This window comes from Promicromonospora sp. NPDC057488 (assembly GCF_042802395.1).
GTDB lineage: Bacteria > Actinomycetota > Actinomycetes > Actinomycetales > Cellulomonadaceae > Promicromonospora.
Genome location: NZ_JBHVEG010000009.1, coordinates 57,767 through 73,909 on the forward strand (window position 1 = coordinate 57,767; position 16,143 = coordinate 73,909).

Below are 16,143 nucleotides of genomic sequence, written 5' to 3' on the forward strand. Positions count from 1 at the left end.
GGCAGCCTCACCACTCCCCGCCCAGCGGGTGGTCCTCGTCGGCGAAGATCCCCGCGAGGATCCGGTCGCGCTCCGGCTCCGGTGGCGCGACGCCGTCGCGCTCGGTCGCCCGGCGCACCGCGTCGTCCTGCGGGTGGAAGCCGATCGAGTGCCCCGGCCCGAGCGGGAACCAGCCCGGGCCGTTGTCGGAGACGCCCCAGACGACGTGGTGCCCGGGCCGGTCGAGCGCGGCCACGGCCTCGACCAGCCGGGCGGCGTCGGCGGGGGAGAGCCAGAGCGCGATCGAGTGGCCCCCCGCGACGTCCGGGCTGAAGGCGCAGATCCGCGCGCTCACCACCGTCATACCGAAGCGGTCCGCGTAGACGCTGCCCAGCGCCTCGCCCGCGGCCTTGCTCATGCCGTAGAACGTGTCGGGCCGCGGATGGAGCTCGTCCACGGCGGCGGCCTCGGCGGGCGTCGCGTATCCCACCGCGTGGATCGAGCTCGCGAACAGCACGCGCGGCACACCCGCGACGTGCGCCGCCTCCAGCGTCCGCTGCGTGCCGTCGATGTTCACGGCGATGATCTCGGGCCACGGCCGCTCCCAGGGATGGGCCGCGAGATGCACCACCAGGTCCGCGCCCTGGAACGCCTCGTCCAGGGCGCCCGGCTCGGTGATGTCGCCCGCGAACCACCGGTCCCGCTCGTCGCGGTCGGCGGGCACCTCCCGGTCCAGCAGCCGCAGCTCCCGGCCCGCTCGTCGCAGCAGCGGGGCGATCGCGCGGCCGATCCGGCCCGCCGCCCCGGTGATCGCGATCACCTGTGGTGCGTCGTTCGACATGCTCGGGCTCCCTCGTCCGGTCGGTGTCCTGACGAGAGGCTAGGGGATGGACGGCGGACAACCGGCACGACCTGCGGCGACACGAGAACGGCGCGAGAGCGGCGCGGGAGCCGCGCGGGTTGTTCGAGCGCGCGGCGCGAGAGAATGACCCGCATGAGCACCCCGCGCCGCCCCGCGCACCCGGACCCCGAGACCCGTGCCGCCACCCTGACGCCCGAGGAGCGCGAGGACCTCGCCGAGCGGCTCCGCGAGCGCGTCTACGTCTCGTTCGCCTCGCTCGCCGTCATCATGACGCTGCTCGCCCACGCGCACGGGCTCGGCGCGGGGACGGCGGCGGCGTCGCTGACCATCACCGCCGTCGGCACCGTCGCCGCCGCCTGGCTCGCCGAGCTCATCTCCCACCTCGCCGCCCACGGCGGGTTCCCGGACCGGCACCACATGGCGGCCATGACCCGGACGAGCGGCGGCGCCCTCCTGACCCTCGTGATCCCGCTGCTCGCGCTGGCCGCCGCCGGCCTCGGCTGGTGGGAGGTCACCACCGCGCTCCGCGTCGGCGTCGGCGTGCTCATCGCCACGCTCGTGCTCATCGCCTGGCTCGGCATCCGCCGCACCAAGCTGCCCTGGCTCGCCCGGATCCTGGCGCTGGGCGTGCTCGCGGCGCTCGCGGTCGGCGTGGTCGGGCTCAAGCTGCTCGCGCACGGCTGAGCGGGGCCTCGTAGCGGGCCGCCGAGCGGCCCGCGGGCCTCGCCTCCCGACGCCGGACCCCGCCCGAGGCGATCACTTTCGCACATCTTGTTGACGTGAACATTTCGCGGGTGCCAGCCTGAGGCGCGGCGGTCCCGCAGGGCCCGCCGGAACGCAGGGTCGCGTTCCGCGGGGCCGGCGCCGTCCTCCGTCCTCGCGCGTCCACAGACTTCGAGGATGAAGGAGACGGACATGGGTCACCGCCGCGCTCGGCGCACGAACCTTGCCGCACCACCAGCATTTTTCCGACCGGCAAGCCCTCGACCGGCAAGCCCTCGGCGCCGCGGCGCGGTCGCCGTCGCGCTGGCCGCGACGCTCGCCGTCCCGGCGCTACCCGCCGTCGGGTACGCGGCCGTACCGGAGGCCGCGCCCGCCGTCGTACCGGAGGCCGCGCCGGTCGCTGCCACCGCAGAGACAGCCGCGACCACGGACGCCGCGACCACGGACATCGCCACCACCTACTCGCCGATCCTCGACCCCGGCGCCGGCGCCGCCGACTACTTCACGCCGTCCTGGCCCGACACCGCCGGCAACCACATCCAGGCCCACGGCGGCCAGGTCGTCTCCGTCCCGGCGGAGGAGCTCGGCGTCGACGCCGGGTCCGTCGTCGAGGGCGAGGAGGCGGGCCAGACCGTCTACTTCTGGTACGGCGAGGACCGCAGCAACGGCTACTACGGCAGCCCGGGCGTGCACGCGTACAAGTCGTACGACACGAAGAACTGGACCGACGAGGGTGTCGTCCTGCGCTCGGTGTCCGACGCCGCGGAGCTGGAGTCGGACTACTTCGACGCCCTCTACGACACGGTCGACGACGCCGGCGAGCCCCGCGCGGACCGCATCGCCGAGGTGAACTACCACCTGAACACCAACGACGCCGCCGACCACACGACGATCTTCGAGCGCCCCAAGGTGCTCTACAACGAGGCGACGAAGCAGTGGGTGCTGTGGTGGCACTCCGACGGGCAGACCACCGTGGGCGGCAGCATGTACGCGCGCTCGATGGCGGGCGTCGCGGTCTCGGACAGCCCGACCGGGCCGTTCAGGATGACGGGCGTGTACCGGATGCCGAACCGCACCAACTACCAGGCGTGCATCTCGGCGGCCGTGCCCGGGCAGGCCCGCGACATGACGGTGTTCCAGGACGACGACGGCACCGCCTACATCGTCTACTCCTCCGAGGAGAACCGGACGCTGTACATCGCCGAGCTCGACGCGGACTACACGAACGTCACGCACACCACCGACGTCGACATGGTCGACGCCGGGCAGTACTCGGAGGACGGCCGCTACCCGTACCTGTTCGCGGACGGCACCTCCGCCGCGCCGGTGCGCGGCGAGGACTTCCAGATCGTCAAGGAGTGCGGCGTCCTGGAGGCGCCCGCCCTGTTCCAGCACGGCGGCAAGTACTACACGGTGGCGTCGGGCGCGACGGGCTGGGCCCCGAACCCGCAGACCTACTACACGGCCGACAGCATCCTCGGCTCCTGGATCCGCGGCGTCGAGGCCGGCGACCAGCACGAGAACGTCGCGTACAACGCGATCCCCGAGGGCGGCGACGGCCTCCTGTCGGTCGGCGACACGCGCCGCACCACCTTCGGCTCGCAGTCGACCAACGTGCTCGACCTGGGCGGCGGCCGCTTCGTCTACATGGGCGACCGCTGGAACGCCGGGGCCGCGAACTCCAACTACGTCTGGCTCCCGGTCACGATCGGCGAGAACGGCCGCGCCGAGATGCGCAACCCCGCGACCGAGGACCCGGCCCGCTGGGGCGACGGCTGGGACGAGAGCTACTGGGACGACAAGGGCACCGGCACCAGGATCTGGAGCGTGACCGACGACGGCGTGCCCGCCGAGGTGGCGCCCGGCGAGGACTTCGGCGCCACCCTGCCCGACGCCGTCCCGGTCGAGGTCGACGGCGTCACCAGCGACGTGCCGGTGACCTGGAGCGCGACGTCGTTCGAGACGCGCGGCACGCAGACCATCACGGGCACGCTCGCCGCCGGGGACGGCTTCACGGCGGGCCGTACCTTCACGCGCACGATCGAGGTGCACGAGGACGGCGTCGCCAACCTCGCGCCCGACGCCTCGGTCGCCGCGTCCAGCCGGGCGAACCTCGCCCCGACGGTCGTCGACGGCAACGTCAAGGGCAAGGGCTGGGACGACTGGACGTCGTCGGGCTACCCGCGGAACAGCTGGCTGTCGTTCACCTGGCCGCTCGCGCAGGACCTCGACCAGGTCGTGGTGCACACCTACAAGGACGGTTCGGGCGCCACCTGGCCCTCCACGGTCGCGGCGGAGTACCTCGACGCGTCGGGCGCCTGGACGACGACGGACGTGCGCGTCGACCTCGCGCAGGACGCCGCCTCCGCCGCGCCGGTCGCGACGCTCGACGTTTCGGACCTGCCGCGCACGAACGCCCTGCGCGTGCGGCTGACGACGGCGACGAACACGTGGCAGTCGATCTCGGAGGTGCAGGTCTGGGGCGCGGACGACGTCGTCGACCTGTGCCGGGCCGAGGGCACCACGGTCTCGGCGAGCTTCCACCAGACCGAGTGGGAGACGATGCCGGCGGCCAACGCGTGCGACGGCAACGCCTCGACCTCGTGGTCCACGTGGTCCGGCAGCGCCGGCCGCGACGAGGTGACGTTCACGGTCGAGCCGGAGTCGCCGCGCGCCGTCGACCGCGTGGGCTTCACGACGACCGAGGGCACCGTCGCGACCGTGGGCGTCGAGTACCGCGACGCCCAGGGCACGTGGCACCCGACCACGGCCCAGGACGTGGCGCCCGCCGCGACCGGCGCGCCGACGTCGGTCGAGTTCGAGCCGGTCTGGGCCTCGGCTGTGCGGCTGACGTTCGCGACGCCCGGCTCGTACCTGAAGATCCCCGCGCTCGGGGTGGGGGCGCGTTCCGCTGCCGTGGAGCCCGCGGTGGTGGCGCGGTGCGTGGGGCGCGACAAGGCCCAGCTCGTGACCACGGTGCGGAACCTCGGCGACCGGAGGGCGGACATCGAGGTCCGGACGCCGTTCGGCACCCGCGTGGTGCGCGACGTCGCGCCGGGCCGCACGGGCGAGGCGGTCGTCAGCACGCGGGAGGCGGCGCTCGACGCGGGGAGCGTCACGGTCGCGAAGCGGGGCGACGCCGGCCTCACGGCGGGCTACCCGGCGGCGGACTGCGGCTGACGGCTACCCGGCCACCGTCTACAGACGACGGCTGGGTATCCCTTCGAGGCCTAAGTTTCTTCGCTTTGGGACGTCCCAAAGCGAAGAAACTTAGGCTTCAAAGGGGAGGCAGCAGGCCGGGTCGTCAGGAAGGTCCGTCGGCCAACTGCGGCTGCGGTTCTTGCTGGCAGCGGGGTACTCCTTCGACGCCTAAGTTTCTTCGCTTTCGACTGATCGAAAGCGAAGAAACTTAGGCCTCGAAGGGGAGGGCCGCCAGCAGAGCCACCGGCCGGGTTGTCAGCCGTCCCACCGGCAGAGTTGCCGGCAGCGTTGCCAGGGGAGCCAGCCGCCGGGTTGTCAGTCGTCCCGGCCACTTGGACGGCTGTCGTCGGATCGGGCCTTGGTCGGATCAGGTGACCAGGCCCGTGCGGTAGGCGTGGACCACCGCCTGCACGCGGTCGCGCAGGCCCAGCTTGGCCAGGATGCGCGACACGTAGGTCTTGACCGTCTCCTGGCTGATCACGAGGGTCGCGGCGATCTCGCCGTTGGACCGGCCGTCGGCGATGAGCCGCAGCACCTCCAGCTCGCGCGGCGTCAGGGCCGTGTCGGCGACCGGGGCCTCGGCGGGCCGGATGCGCGCCGCGTACCGGCCCACGAGCTGCCGCGTCACCTCGGGGGCCAGCAGCGCCGCACCGCTTGCGACCGTGCGGATGCCCGCAAGGAGCTGGCCCGCCGGGGCGTCCTTGAGCAGGAACCCGCTGGCCCCGGCGCGCAGCGCCTCGTACACGTACTCGTCCAGGTTAAACGTGGTCACGACCAGCACCTTGACCGGCCGCTCGACCCCGGCGCCCGCCAGCAGGCGGGTCGCCTCGATGCCGTCGAGCACGGGCATCCGCACGTCCATCACCACGAGGTCCGGCTCCAGCCGCCGCGCGAGGTCGACGGCGGCGCGCCCGTCCGCGCACTCGCCCACCACCTCCAGGTCGGGCTGGGCGTCGATGATCGTCGCGAAGCCCGTGCGGATCAGCGCCTGGTCGTCGCACACGAGGACCCGGATCGGCGGTGTCGGTCCGGGCGTTGCCGGGTCGGCGGACGTCGGCCCTGCGGACGTGCGCCCGGCGGACGTCGGCCCACCCGACGCCGGCCCGGCCGCCTTGCTCCCGCTCACGCCCGGACCCCAGCGGCCGAGTACGCGCGGGGGACCCGCGCCCGGACGACGAAGCCGCCGTCGTCCAGCCGCTGGGTGCCGAACTCGCCGCCCAGCGTCTCGACGCGCTCGCGGAGCCCGGCCAGTCCCCGGCCGCTCCCGCCGGGGACGGCAGGCCGGGAACCTGGGCCCGACGCCGAACCCGGTCCGGGTGCCGATCCGGACCCGGAACCCCGCACCCCACCCGAGCCTGCACCCGCACCCGCACCCGCCCCCGCAGTCCTGATCTCCACGACGATCTCCCGTTCCGTGTGCCGCACGTCGACCGTCGTCGCGGCGCCGTGCGCGTGCTTGAGCGCGTTGGTCAGGGCCTCCTGCACCACGCGGTAGGCGGTGAGCCCGGCGCTGTCCGCCGACCCTGCCGGCTCGCCGTCCTCCACCAGCTCCACCGGCTGCCCGGCCCGGCGCGTCTGCTCCACCAGGTCGCGCACCTCGCCCGCGGACGGCGTCCGCGCGGCGCCGTCGTGCCCCGGATCGAGCAGGTCGAGCAGGTGCCGCAGGTCGGCGATCGCGCGCCGGCCCGTGTCGGTGACGGCGTCCAGGGTCTGCTCCAGGCGCTCGGGCGCCGCGGTCAGGTACTTCGCCGCCTCGGTCTGCACCACCATCGCCGTGACGTGGTGGGTCACGACGTCGTGCAGCTCACGGGCGATCCGGGTGCGCTCCGCCACCAGCGTGTCCTGCGCGACCCGCAGCCGCCGGTCCGCCTCGGCCGCCCGGGTGGAGCGCAGCCAGGTGCCGATGCCCCACGCCAGCGCCATCGCCAGGTAGAACGTGACGAGCTCGTCCACGCGCTCGGCCCCGGTCAGCCGGTCGAGCGCGACCGCGAGCGCCACGTAGGCCACGGTCAGGACGGCGGGGACCACGCGGCGGCGTCGGACGAGGTGGGCGCCGGTGCTCACAAGGGCGACGCCGAGCGTGTTGCCCGCGAACGAGTGGTAGCCCGTGACCTGGGCGGCGGCGAAGCCGACCGCGACGAGCAGCATGCAGAGGGCGGGCCACCGCCGTCGGACCGCGAGGGGGAGGCACTGCAGGGCGATGACGAGGACCGCCCACCCGTCCAGGGGACGGGCGGGCAGCTCTCCGACCTGGGTGCCGTAGTCGCGCAGGAACGGGAGGAACGCGAGGCCGGCGAGCCCGAGGGCGAGCGGCAGGTCCCGGACGGTGACGTCGAGCCGGCGCCACCGGTCCAGAGCGCTACGCAGGTCGGTCACGCGGGGAGCCTAGCGGCCTTGCCGGTGGAGGAGGCCGCGGCGGCAGAGGCGGCGTGGGCGGCCCGGGCGGCGCGGTTCAGGGGCACGATGCGGCCGCGCCGGTGGGCGACCACGAGGAAGATCGCGGCGGTGACGACGCAGAACACCACGGAGTAGAGGCTGCCCTCGGGACCGAACTCGCCGCCGGTGACCAGCACGTGGCCGGACGTCGAGGCGTCGAGCAGGCCCTGCGGGGTGTCGTTGCCGGACACCTCGGTGCTGAAGATGGCGCTGCCGGCGACGTTCCAGCCCAGGTGCAGGCCGATCGGCACCCAGAGCTTGCGGGTGGCGACGTACGCGGCGGTCAGCATGCCGCCGGCCTCCAGCGCGATGGCGACGGCGCCCCACAGGGTGGCGTTCGGGTTGAGCAGGTGCGCCAGGCCGAACAGGAGGCCGGTGATCGTCAGGGCGACCCAGGTGCCGGTCCAGCTCTCGACGATCCGGAACAGGACGCCGCGCCACATGAGCTCCTCGGTCACGGCCGCCGCGGCCATGAAGCCGAGCAGTCCCAGGGCGCCGAGCGGCGAGCCGAGGCCGTGCACGGTGTAGCTGCCGAGGAAGGCGAGGTTCACGATGACGAGGCCGAACAGCCCGAGCCCGAGCAGCGTGCCCCAGGTGAGGGCGGGCGCGGAACCCTTCAGGGCCACCTCGACCACGGGGCGGCGCTCGGTCAGTCGCACCACCCACGCGTAGACGACGACGCCGACCACCGCGGTGGCCAGGCCGACGCCGAGGGTCAGCCAGGGGTTGTCCTGGACGGCCATGAGGCCCTGGCCACCAAGGATCGAGATCGCCACAACCGCGATGAGCTGCCACACCAGACGCACGATGACTCCTTCGGGAGAGGCCGCGGCCGGGCGCCGCGTGCCACCCCGAACGCTATGAATTCCCAGGTCCGGGGTCGTCACCGCAGGGTGGACACTCGCGGGTAGCTCGCACGGGGGACAGACTGGGCCGGTGACCGGCAACCTCGACCTCGTCCGGGCGGAGATCATCGCCGACCCCGCCAACGCCTGGGCCGCCGAGCTCGGCTGGGAGCCGCTCTACGCGGCGGCCCCGGGCGCCCGGATCGTGCTCGTCGGGCAGGCGCCCGGCCGCAAGGCCCAGGAGAGCGGCGTGCCGTGGAACGACGCGAGCGGCGTGAAGCTGCGCTCCTGGCTCGGCGTGACCGACGAGCAGTTCTACGACCCGAATCTGTTCGCAATCCTCCCGATGGACTTCTACTACCCCGGCAAGGGCGCCTCGGGCGACCTGCCGCCGCGCAAGGGCTTCGCGGAGCTGTGGCACCCGCGGATCCTCGCCGGGTTGCCGCGCCGCAGCCTCACGGTCCTCGTGGGCAGCTACGCCCAGAAGTACTACCTGGGCGGCCGGGCCAGGAAGAGCCTGACGGAGACCGTGCGGGCCTACGAGGAGTACCTGCCCCGGACGGTGCCGCTGGTGCACCCGTCGCCGCTGAACTTCCGCTGGCAGGCCAAGAACCCGTGGTTCGAGGCGGACGTCGTACCCGCGCTGCGGAAGGCCGTGGCCGGGGCGCTCGCGGACACGTGACCAGGAGCGAGGTAACGGAGAGGGAACTTTGCTACCTCTCCGTTACCTCGCCCCGGTAGTTGGTGTTCCTCCGGCGACCGCCCGCACCTACTCCCACGCGAACCCGTCCGGGTCCGTGAACTCGCCGACGTCGCCGCCGACCGTGAGCCGGTGCGAGCCCGTGCCCTCCGACGGCACTCCGGCGTCCTTGGCCAGCGCGGCGCGCTTGTAGAGGCCGAAGCCGATGGGGCTGGAGCCCATCTTGAAGTCGACGTACGAGCCGAAGCTCTTGCCGACCGTCAGGCCGTGGCCCACGTAGAACTTCTTGCTCGCCGAGACGTCGTCCGCGCCGACCAGGAGGACGATCTCGTCGAACCGGCGCTCGGCGGGCCGCGTGTCCTTCTTGGCGGAGGTCGCGACCTTCCAGATGGTGCCGTCGGGCGCCTGGACCACGCCGCCGTGGCCCCACATGGACTTGGCCATGGGCTTGAGCACGGTGGCGCCGGCGGCGACGGCGGCGTCGAACAGGGCGTGGACGTCGCCCGGCTGGTCGGCGACCAGCGAGATGTGGAACCCGCGGAAGCCGGAGGACGGCGTCTCGCCGGCGGTCAGGCGGAGGCGGTCCTCGCCCAGGCCGAAGGCGGCGTCGTAGAAGGAACGTGCGGTGCTGGGGTCGGCCACCTCGAGGGTGACGGAGTCGATGTTTGCCATGCCCACAACGTTAGGGAGCGGGGTACGGGCAACGCTTCTCGATTCCTGACCGCCTTCCCGGGGCCGCTACCGGCCGACGACGCCGGCCCGCAGCAGGACCGTCCGCAGCGGCGTCACCAGCGCCATGATGAACAGCCAGAGGTACGACGGCACCAGCAGTCCGAGCAGCAGCGCGAGCGTGAACAGCAACGCGAGGGACAGCGGCATCGCCGCGATCGAGGCGTCCACGGGCAGGCCGGCGGCGGTCCGGGTGCGGCGCTCGACGACGGCGATCGTGAACAGCAGCCAGGCGCTCACCGCGAGCGTCCCGATGTACGACGCCACGACCTCACGGCCGGTGTCCAGACCGCCGGTCAGCGCCGTGACCACGGGCATCACCGTGATGGTGAATAGCCACGCGAGCTGCAGGTTCGTCCGCCGCCGGGTCGCGGGGGTGTCCGCGTGCAGGATGCCGTGGTGCAGGCGCCAGAACATCGCGATGATCACGAAGCTGAGCGCGAAGGCGACGAGCTGCCACGAGTGCTCCCGGACGTACTCGACGACGGTCCGCTGCTCGGCGACCGCCTCCGAGACGCTCTCCATGAGCGGCAGGATCAGCAGCGTCATCGAGATGGCGATCGCGGCGTCCAGGAACGCGATGAGGCGCTCGCTGGTGCGCTCCGGCGGCAGTGCGGTGTTCATCTGTACCTCCGTGCGGATGCTTCCGTGCGCGATCCTGCCACGCGCCGCCGCGTCGGGCGCCCGCGGATCGCCGGACGTTTGACGGGATTGTTTACAGCGCTGTAAATTCCGACGGTCGCCGCGAGCAACGGAGTTCGAGCATGGGAGATGCAGCGTGAGTCCAGGTTCTGGTCGTTCCGCCCCGGTGAGCCGGCGGTCTTTCCTGGCGGGCTCCGCCGCGCTGGTCGCGCTGGGCGTGGCGGGCTGCGCGCCGTCGTCGGCCTCCTCGTCGTCGGGCGGCGGTGGGGGTGTCACCCTGCGCTTCTACGAGCAGAAGCAGGAGGTGATCGCCTACTTCGACGAGCTGCTCCGCCGGTTCGAGCAGGAGCGCCCCGGCATCACGGTGATCCACGACAGCACCGTGGCCATCGCCCCGCAGTTCGTGCGCAACGAGCCCGCCGACGTCGGCTGCTTCAACGACAACCTGGAGCTGGCCCGCTACATCAAGCGCGGCGTGCTCGGGGACCTGTCCGACCTGCCGTCCGCGCGGGCGGTCCGCACGGACATCGGCGAGCTCACCGACCAGTACGCGACCTACCCCGGGCGCACCAGCGTGCTGCCGTACTCGCTCGCCGCCGCCGGCGTCATCTACAACAAGAAGATCTTCGCGGAGCACGAGCTGCCCGTCCCGGAGACCTGGTCGCAGTTCGTCGACGTCTGCGACGAGCTCGTCGCCGCGGGGATCACGCCGATCTACGCGACCGACCGCGACACCTGGACGCTCTGGCAGGGCCTCTTCGACTACTCGGTGGGCAGCCTCGTGGCGCCCGGCGAGTTCTTCCGCCGGCTCAAGGAGCTGGGCACCGACGTCGGACCGGACTCCGAGGTCTCCTTCGAGAAGGACTTCGCCGTGCCGATGGAGCGCGCCAAGACGATCTCGTCCTACTTCAACAAGGACCACGCGGTGCGGGCCTACGCCGACGGCAACCTGGCGTTCGGCAAGGGCGAGGCCGCCATGTACCTCCAGGGTCCGTGGGCGCTCAGCCAGATCGAGCTGGTCGACCCGGACCTCGAGATCGGCACGTTCGCGCTGCCCGTCTCGGAGAACCCCGAGGACCGGCAGGCACGGGTCAACATCGACCTGGGCCTGTGGATCCCCACGGCGTCGACCCACCAGGACGAGGCCCGCGAGCTGGTCGAGTTCCTCATGCGACCCGACGTCATCAACGCCTACAACGCCGACAACCTCGCGTACTCGACGCTGACGGACGCGCCGCCCCAGCAGGACGAGCGGCTCGCCGGACTCCAGGACTACGTGGACCGCGCCGCCTTCTACCAGGGGGCCGGGACGTTCGTGCCGACGTCGATCCCGCTCGGCAACTACCTGCAGTCCGCGATCCGCAGCGGCAACTTCCAGGGCATGCTCCGCCAGCTCGACGCCGACTGGCGCCGGCTCGCCGGACGGGAGGCCACGGTATGACTGACACAACGATGTACCAGAGCGAGACGACGGCTGGGAGCACGACGACGGGTGGGCGCACAGCGTCGGCCCGCCGCACGAACGGCCGGCGCGTGGAGCCCCTGTACTACGTGTTCCTGGTCCCGACGCTGCTGATCTTCACGGCGTTCGTGATCATCCCCGCGCTGATCGGCATCTTCTACAGCCTCACCGACTACGTGGGTTTCGGCGACTGGTCGTTCCTGGGCCTGAGCAACTACGCCGCGCTGTTCAGCGACCCGCGCATCCTGGAGTCGTACGGGTTCACGCTCGGGTTCGCGCTGGTCACCGTCGTCGTCGCGCAGACCATCGCGCTCGCCCTGGCCGTGGCGCTGACCCGCCGCATCCGGTTCGCGACCACGCTGCGCACGGTGTTCGTCATCCCGATGGTCGTCTCCGGGATCGTCGTGGCGTACGTGTTCAACTTCCTGTTCTCCAACTCGCTGCCCGCGATCGCGACGGCGGTCGGGTTCGGGCCGCTGGAGGAGAGCATCCTCGGCAACCCGGACCTGGCCTGGCTGTCCATCGTGATCGTGTCCGCGTGGCAGACCATCCCGGGCGCGCTCCTGGTCTACACGGCCGGGCTGACGTCGATCCCGAGCGACCTGTACGAGGCGAGCGCGCTGGACGGCGCCACGCCCTGGCGCCAGTTCCGGTCCATCACCGTGCCGCTGATCGCGGGCTTCATCCTGATCAACACGATCCTCGGCGTGAAGGGCTACCTCGGCGTGTACGACGTGATCGTCGGCCTGACCGGCGGCGGGCCCGGCACCGCCACCAGCAGCGTCGCCATGACGATCTTCGGCGGCTTCACCGGCGGCGACTACGCCTACCAGATGGCCAACGCCACGGTGTTCCTCGTCGTCACCGCGCTCATCTCCGTCGCCCAGATCGTCGCCACCCGTGGAAGGGCGGTCCAGCTGTGACCACCGTCGAAGCTTCTCGCACCGCCGGCCAGGGCCCGTCCGGCCCGCGCCCGTCCGCCCGACCCTCGCGCCCGGCGCACGCCGGACGCGTGAACCGCACGAACTGGCCGCTGACGATCCTGCTCGGCCTGGCGACGCTCACCGTCTTCGTGCCGCTGTACGTGACGCTGTCGATGGCGTTCAAGACCAGCGGCCAGTCCGCGGACGGCAACGCGTTCTCGCTGCCGGCCCCGTTCAACCCGGCGAGCTTCGCCGAGGCCTGGTCGCTGACGCGGTTCCCGGTCTCGTTCGGCATCTCGCTGGCCGTGGCGGCGATCGCGGTGCTGCTCACGCTGTTCCTCAGCTCGCTCGCGGCCTACGCCATCGCCCGGAACTGGTCGCACCGGTTCTTCCGCTGGTCGATGATCTACCTGCTCGCGGCCCTGTTCCTGCCGTTCCCGGTGGTCGCGCTGCCGCAGATCCAGCTCACGGCGCTGACCGGCCTGGACAACCCGCTGGGCGTGGGGATCCTGCACGCGATGTTCCAGCTCTCGTTCAGCGTGCTGCTCTACACCGCCTACCTGCGCTCCATCCCGATCGAGCTGGAGGAGAGCGCGCGGATCGACGGCGCGAGCACGTGGCAGATCTTCTGGCGGATCATCCTGCCGCTGCTCGGGCCCATGAACGCCACGGTCGGCATCTTCGCCTTCCTCGCCTCCTGGAACGACTTCATGATGCCGTCGCTCATCATGTCCGACCCGACGTTGCAGACCCTGCCCGTGGTGCAGAACATCTTCCAGAGCCAGTTCGGCACCAACTACAACGTCGCCTTCGCGTCGTACCTCATGGCGATGGCGCCGAGCATCATCGCCTACCTGTTCGCGCAGCGCTGGGTGATCAGCGGCGTGACGCAGGGCGCCGTCAAGAGCTGAGCCCGCCTGGCCGAGCCGTCGCCAGGCCCTGAAATCGAGCAAGCACCGAGCCGGAAAAGCACCGAGGAGTTCCATGTCAGAGATCGTCGACAGCCTGTCCGTCGTCCGGCCGCTGCCGGAGGCCGCGCCCCGGGCGCGGTCCGAGCAGCAGGTGCACGGCGCCGGCTGGCGCATCACCGTGCTGAGCGACGGCGTCTTCCGGGTCGAGCGCTCGGCGGACGGCGGGTTCGAGGACCGCGCCTCCACGTTCGCGATCCGGCGCGACCTGCCGCCGGCCGAGTTCGCCGTCGAGCGGGTGGGCGACGGCGTCGTGGTCACCACGGCGCGCGCCCGCCTGCGGTACGACGGCGGCGAGTTCTCGGCGAGCGGGCTCGTGGTCGAGATCCTCGGCAGCGACTCCGGGCGCTGGCGGTACGGCGACCCGCCCCGGGACCTCGGGGGCACCGCGCGCACCCTGGACGACGTCGACGGCTGGGCCGACCTCGAACCCGGCGTCGTCTCCCGCGACGGCATCGGCGTGGTCGACGACTCGACGTCGTTCCTGTTCGAGGACGACGGCTGGGTGGGCTCGCGCGTGCCCGGCCGCAGCGACCTGTACGTGTTCGCGTTCGGCCGCGAGTACGGCGCCGCCATCGGCGACCTCTACCGGGTCTCCGGGCATCCGATGCGGCTGCCGCGCTGGGCGCTCGGCAACTGGTGGAGCCGCTACCACCCGTACAGCGACGAGTCCTACCTGGCGCTCATGGACCGGTTCGACGAGGAGCGCATCCCGTTCTCGGTCGCGGTGATCGACATGGACTGGCACCGGGTCGACTCGGTGCCGGAGCGGTTCGGCAGCAGCTGGACCGGCTACTCCTGGGAGCCCACGCTGTTCCCGGACCCCGCCGCATTCCTCGGCGCCCTGCACGAGCGCGGGCTGCGCACCACGCTGAACCTGCACCCGGCCGACGGCGTCCGCGCCTTCGAGGACGCCTACCCCGCCATGGCCCGCGCCCTGGGCGTGGACCCGGACACCGAGCAGCCCATCGGTTTCGACCCGACCGATCCGGCGTTCCTCCAGGCGTACTTCCGGGAGCTGCACCACCCGCTGGAGGAGCAGGGCGTCGACTTCTGGTGGATCGACTGGCAGCAGGGCCGCACCTCAGGGATGCCGGGCGTGGACCCGCTGTGGGTGCTCAACCACTTCCACCACCTCGACGCCGCCCGCGACGGCAAGCCGGGCATGACGTTCTCGCGCTACGCGGGCCCCGGCAGCCACCGGTACGCCGTCGGGTTCTCCGGCGACGCCGTGGTCTCGTGGGAGTCGCTCGACTTCCAGCCCGAGTTCACCGCCACCGCCGCCAACATCGGCTACGGCTGGTGGAGCCACGACATCGGCGGGCACACCCGCGGCGTGCGCGACGACGAGCTCGCCACCCGGTGGGTGCAGTTCGGCGTCTTCTCACCGATCATGCGGCTGCACTCGGCGAACAACCCGTTCATCCGCAAGGAGCCGTGGGTCTTTCCGCCCGAGCACCGCGCCGCGATGGACGACGCGCTGCGGTTCCGGCACCGGATGGTGCCGTACCTGCACACGATGAACCACCTCGCCGCCGCCGGAGTGCCGCTCGTGCGGCCGATGTACCACCTGGAGCCGCGGCGGCAGGAGGCGTACGAGGTGCCCAACCAGTACGCGTTCGGCAGCGAGCTGCTGGTCGCGCCCATCACCACGCCGCGCGACGCCGCCTCGCTGCGGGGGAGCGCGCGTGTGTGGCTGCCCGAGGGGCTGTGGACCGACATCTTCACCGACGCGGTCTACCAGGGCGGACGCACGGTCGAGATGCACCGGACGCTGGGGTCGGTGCCCGCGCTGCTGCGGGCCGGCGGCATCCTGCCGCTCGACGCCGGGGGCGACCTGGACGCGACCCGCAACCCGGAGGTGCTGGAGGTACTGGTGGCGCCGGGGGCGTCGGGGGAGTTCGTGCTGGCGGAGGACGTCGAGGCTGGTGCTGGTGCTGGTGCTGGTGCTGGGGCTGACGGCGTCGGCGTCGGCGTCCGCGGTGCTGGAACTAACGGCTCCGCGGGGGCGGACAGCGTCCGTGCCGATGCCGCGCCTGCCGGGCCCGCCGCGCGGACCGCGCTGCGGTGGGACCGCGCGCGCGGCGAGCTCCGGATCGAGCCCGTGCGCGGCGACGCGTCGGCGCTGCCCGCGCAGCGGCAGTGGACCCTCACGTTCCTCGCGGCCCGGCCCGAGGGTTCGGTGACGGTGAACGGCACGGTCGTCCCGGTGGACGGCGTCGACGGCCGGTGGAGCGTCACGGCCACGGCCGCGCCCACGGTGGAGGTCGTGGTGCGGGTCGACGGCGGCCCGCTGGGGATCGGTACCGACCGGACCGAGGCGGCGCGCGTGATCCTGGAGTCCGCGCAGTCGGCGAACCCGGAGAAGCTCGCGGCGTGGGACGTCGTCAGCAGCACGCGGAGTGCGGCCGAGAAGATCGCGGAGCTCTCCGCGATCGACCTCCCGGCCCAGGTCCGCGCGGCCCTGGTCGAACAGCTCGCGGCGGTGACCCTGGAGGCCCGCTGACGCCGGCAGCCCGCGTGCGCGGCGTCGGGGTTCTAGCGACGTCGGCAGTCCGCGTGCATGACGTCGGGAGTCCGAGTGCGCGACGTCGGCAGTCCGCACTGCCGAGATCGGCAGTCCGTGGCGGCGTCGGCAGTTTGCATCGAGGTCGGCACAGGCCTGTGCCGCTG

At 72.3% G+C, this 16,143-nt stretch carries 13 protein-coding genes; 7 read left to right on the forward strand and 6 right to left on the reverse strand.

The genetic code is table 11. The features are described 5' to 3' along the window. Positions 1–7 precede the first annotated feature (7 nt). Entirely contained in the window at positions 8–820 is an 813-nt protein-coding gene (locus ACFU5G_RS03540) for an NAD-dependent epimerase/dehydratase family protein (RefSeq protein WP_377240840.1), read from the reverse strand. A gap of 153 nt (positions 821–973) precedes the next feature. On the opposite strand from ACFU5G_RS03540, the gene ACFU5G_RS03545 reads away from it, so the two are divergent. Both ACFU5G_RS03545 and ACFU5G_RS03550 read left to right on the forward strand, forming a co-directional pair. After that, positions 974–1,525, forward strand: a complete 552-nt coding sequence (locus ACFU5G_RS03545) for a hypothetical protein (protein ID WP_377240842.1) — start codon at positions 974–976, stop codon at positions 1,523–1,525. Between the two features lie 231 nt (positions 1,526–1,756). Next, positions 1,757–4,744 carry a glycoside hydrolase family 43 protein gene (locus tag ACFU5G_RS03550; protein ID WP_377240844.1) on the forward strand — a complete coding sequence of 996 codons (2,988 nt, stop codon included), beginning with the start codon at positions 1,757–1,759 and terminating at the stop codon, positions 4,742–4,744. A gap of 388 nt (positions 4,745–5,132) precedes the next feature. Here ACFU5G_RS03550 and ACFU5G_RS03555 read toward each other — a convergent pair whose 3' ends face one another. The 3 genes from ACFU5G_RS03555 to ACFU5G_RS03565 form a co-directional block, all read right to left on the reverse strand. Further along, entirely contained in the window at positions 5,133–5,780 is a 648-nt protein-coding gene (locus tag ACFU5G_RS03555; protein ID WP_377240864.1) for a response regulator, read from the reverse strand. A 107-nt stretch (positions 5,781–5,887) separates the two neighbouring features. Further along, entirely contained in the window at positions 5,888–7,141 is a 1,254-nt protein-coding gene (locus ACFU5G_RS03560; RefSeq protein WP_377240846.1) for a sensor histidine kinase, read from the reverse strand. Beyond that, entirely contained in the window at positions 7,138–8,007 is an 870-nt protein-coding gene (locus tag ACFU5G_RS03565; protein ID WP_377240848.1) for a CPBP family intramembrane glutamic endopeptidase, read from the reverse strand. The genes ACFU5G_RS03560 and ACFU5G_RS03565 overlap by 4 nt, the downstream gene beginning before the upstream one ends. A gap of 130 nt (positions 8,008–8,137) precedes the next feature. On the opposite strand from ACFU5G_RS03565, the gene ACFU5G_RS03570 reads away from it, so the two are divergent. Beyond that, on the forward strand, positions 8,138–8,728 hold the full coding sequence (locus ACFU5G_RS03570) for a uracil-DNA glycosylase family protein (RefSeq protein ID WP_377240850.1): 591 nt from the start codon (positions 8,138–8,140) through the stop codon (positions 8,726–8,728). Positions 8,729–8,815: 87 nt separating this feature from the next. On the opposite strand, the gene ACFU5G_RS03575 is transcribed toward ACFU5G_RS03570, so the two are convergent. Together ACFU5G_RS03575 and ACFU5G_RS03580 are read right to left on the reverse strand one after the other, a co-directional pair. Further along, positions 8,816–9,418 (reverse strand): VOC family protein, encoded by a 603-nt coding sequence (locus ACFU5G_RS03575; RefSeq protein ID WP_377240852.1) that lies wholly within the window; start codon positions 9,416–9,418, stop codon positions 8,816–8,818. Positions 9,419–9,484: 66 nt separating this feature from the next. Next, positions 9,485–10,099 carry a TMEM175 family protein gene (locus tag ACFU5G_RS03580; protein ID WP_377240854.1) on the reverse strand — a complete coding sequence of 205 codons (615 nt, stop codon included), beginning with the start codon at positions 10,097–10,099 and terminating at the stop codon, positions 9,485–9,487. 184 nt (positions 10,100–10,283) lie between these two features. Between ACFU5G_RS03580 and ACFU5G_RS03585 the strand changes: the two genes are divergently transcribed. The 4 genes from ACFU5G_RS03585 (at position 10,284) to ACFU5G_RS03600 (ending at position 15,976) form a co-directional block, all read left to right on the forward strand. Beyond that, the gene (locus ACFU5G_RS03585) at positions 10,284–11,558 is read left to right on the forward strand and encodes an ABC transporter substrate-binding protein (RefSeq protein ID WP_377240856.1); all 1,275 of its coding nucleotides are present in this window, start codon (positions 10,284–10,286) and stop codon (positions 11,556–11,558) included. Next, positions 11,555–12,502 carry a carbohydrate ABC transporter permease gene (locus ACFU5G_RS03590; RefSeq protein ID WP_377240858.1) on the forward strand — a complete coding sequence of 316 codons (948 nt, stop codon included), beginning with the start codon at positions 11,555–11,557 and terminating at the stop codon, positions 12,500–12,502. Before ACFU5G_RS03585 ends, ACFU5G_RS03590 begins: the two co-directional genes overlap by 4 nt. Positions 12,503–12,591: 89 nt before the next feature. Then, on the forward strand, positions 12,592–13,413 hold the full coding sequence (locus tag ACFU5G_RS03595) for a carbohydrate ABC transporter permease (protein ID WP_377240860.1): 822 nt from the start codon (positions 12,592–12,594) through the stop codon (positions 13,411–13,413). Positions 13,414–13,486: 73 nt separating this feature from the next. Beyond that, complete coding sequence (locus tag ACFU5G_RS03600; RefSeq protein ID WP_377240862.1) at positions 13,487–15,976, forward strand: TIM-barrel domain-containing protein; 2,490 nt, start codon at positions 13,487–13,489, stop codon at positions 15,974–15,976. The last annotated feature ends 167 nt before the right edge of the window (positions 15,977–16,143 follow it).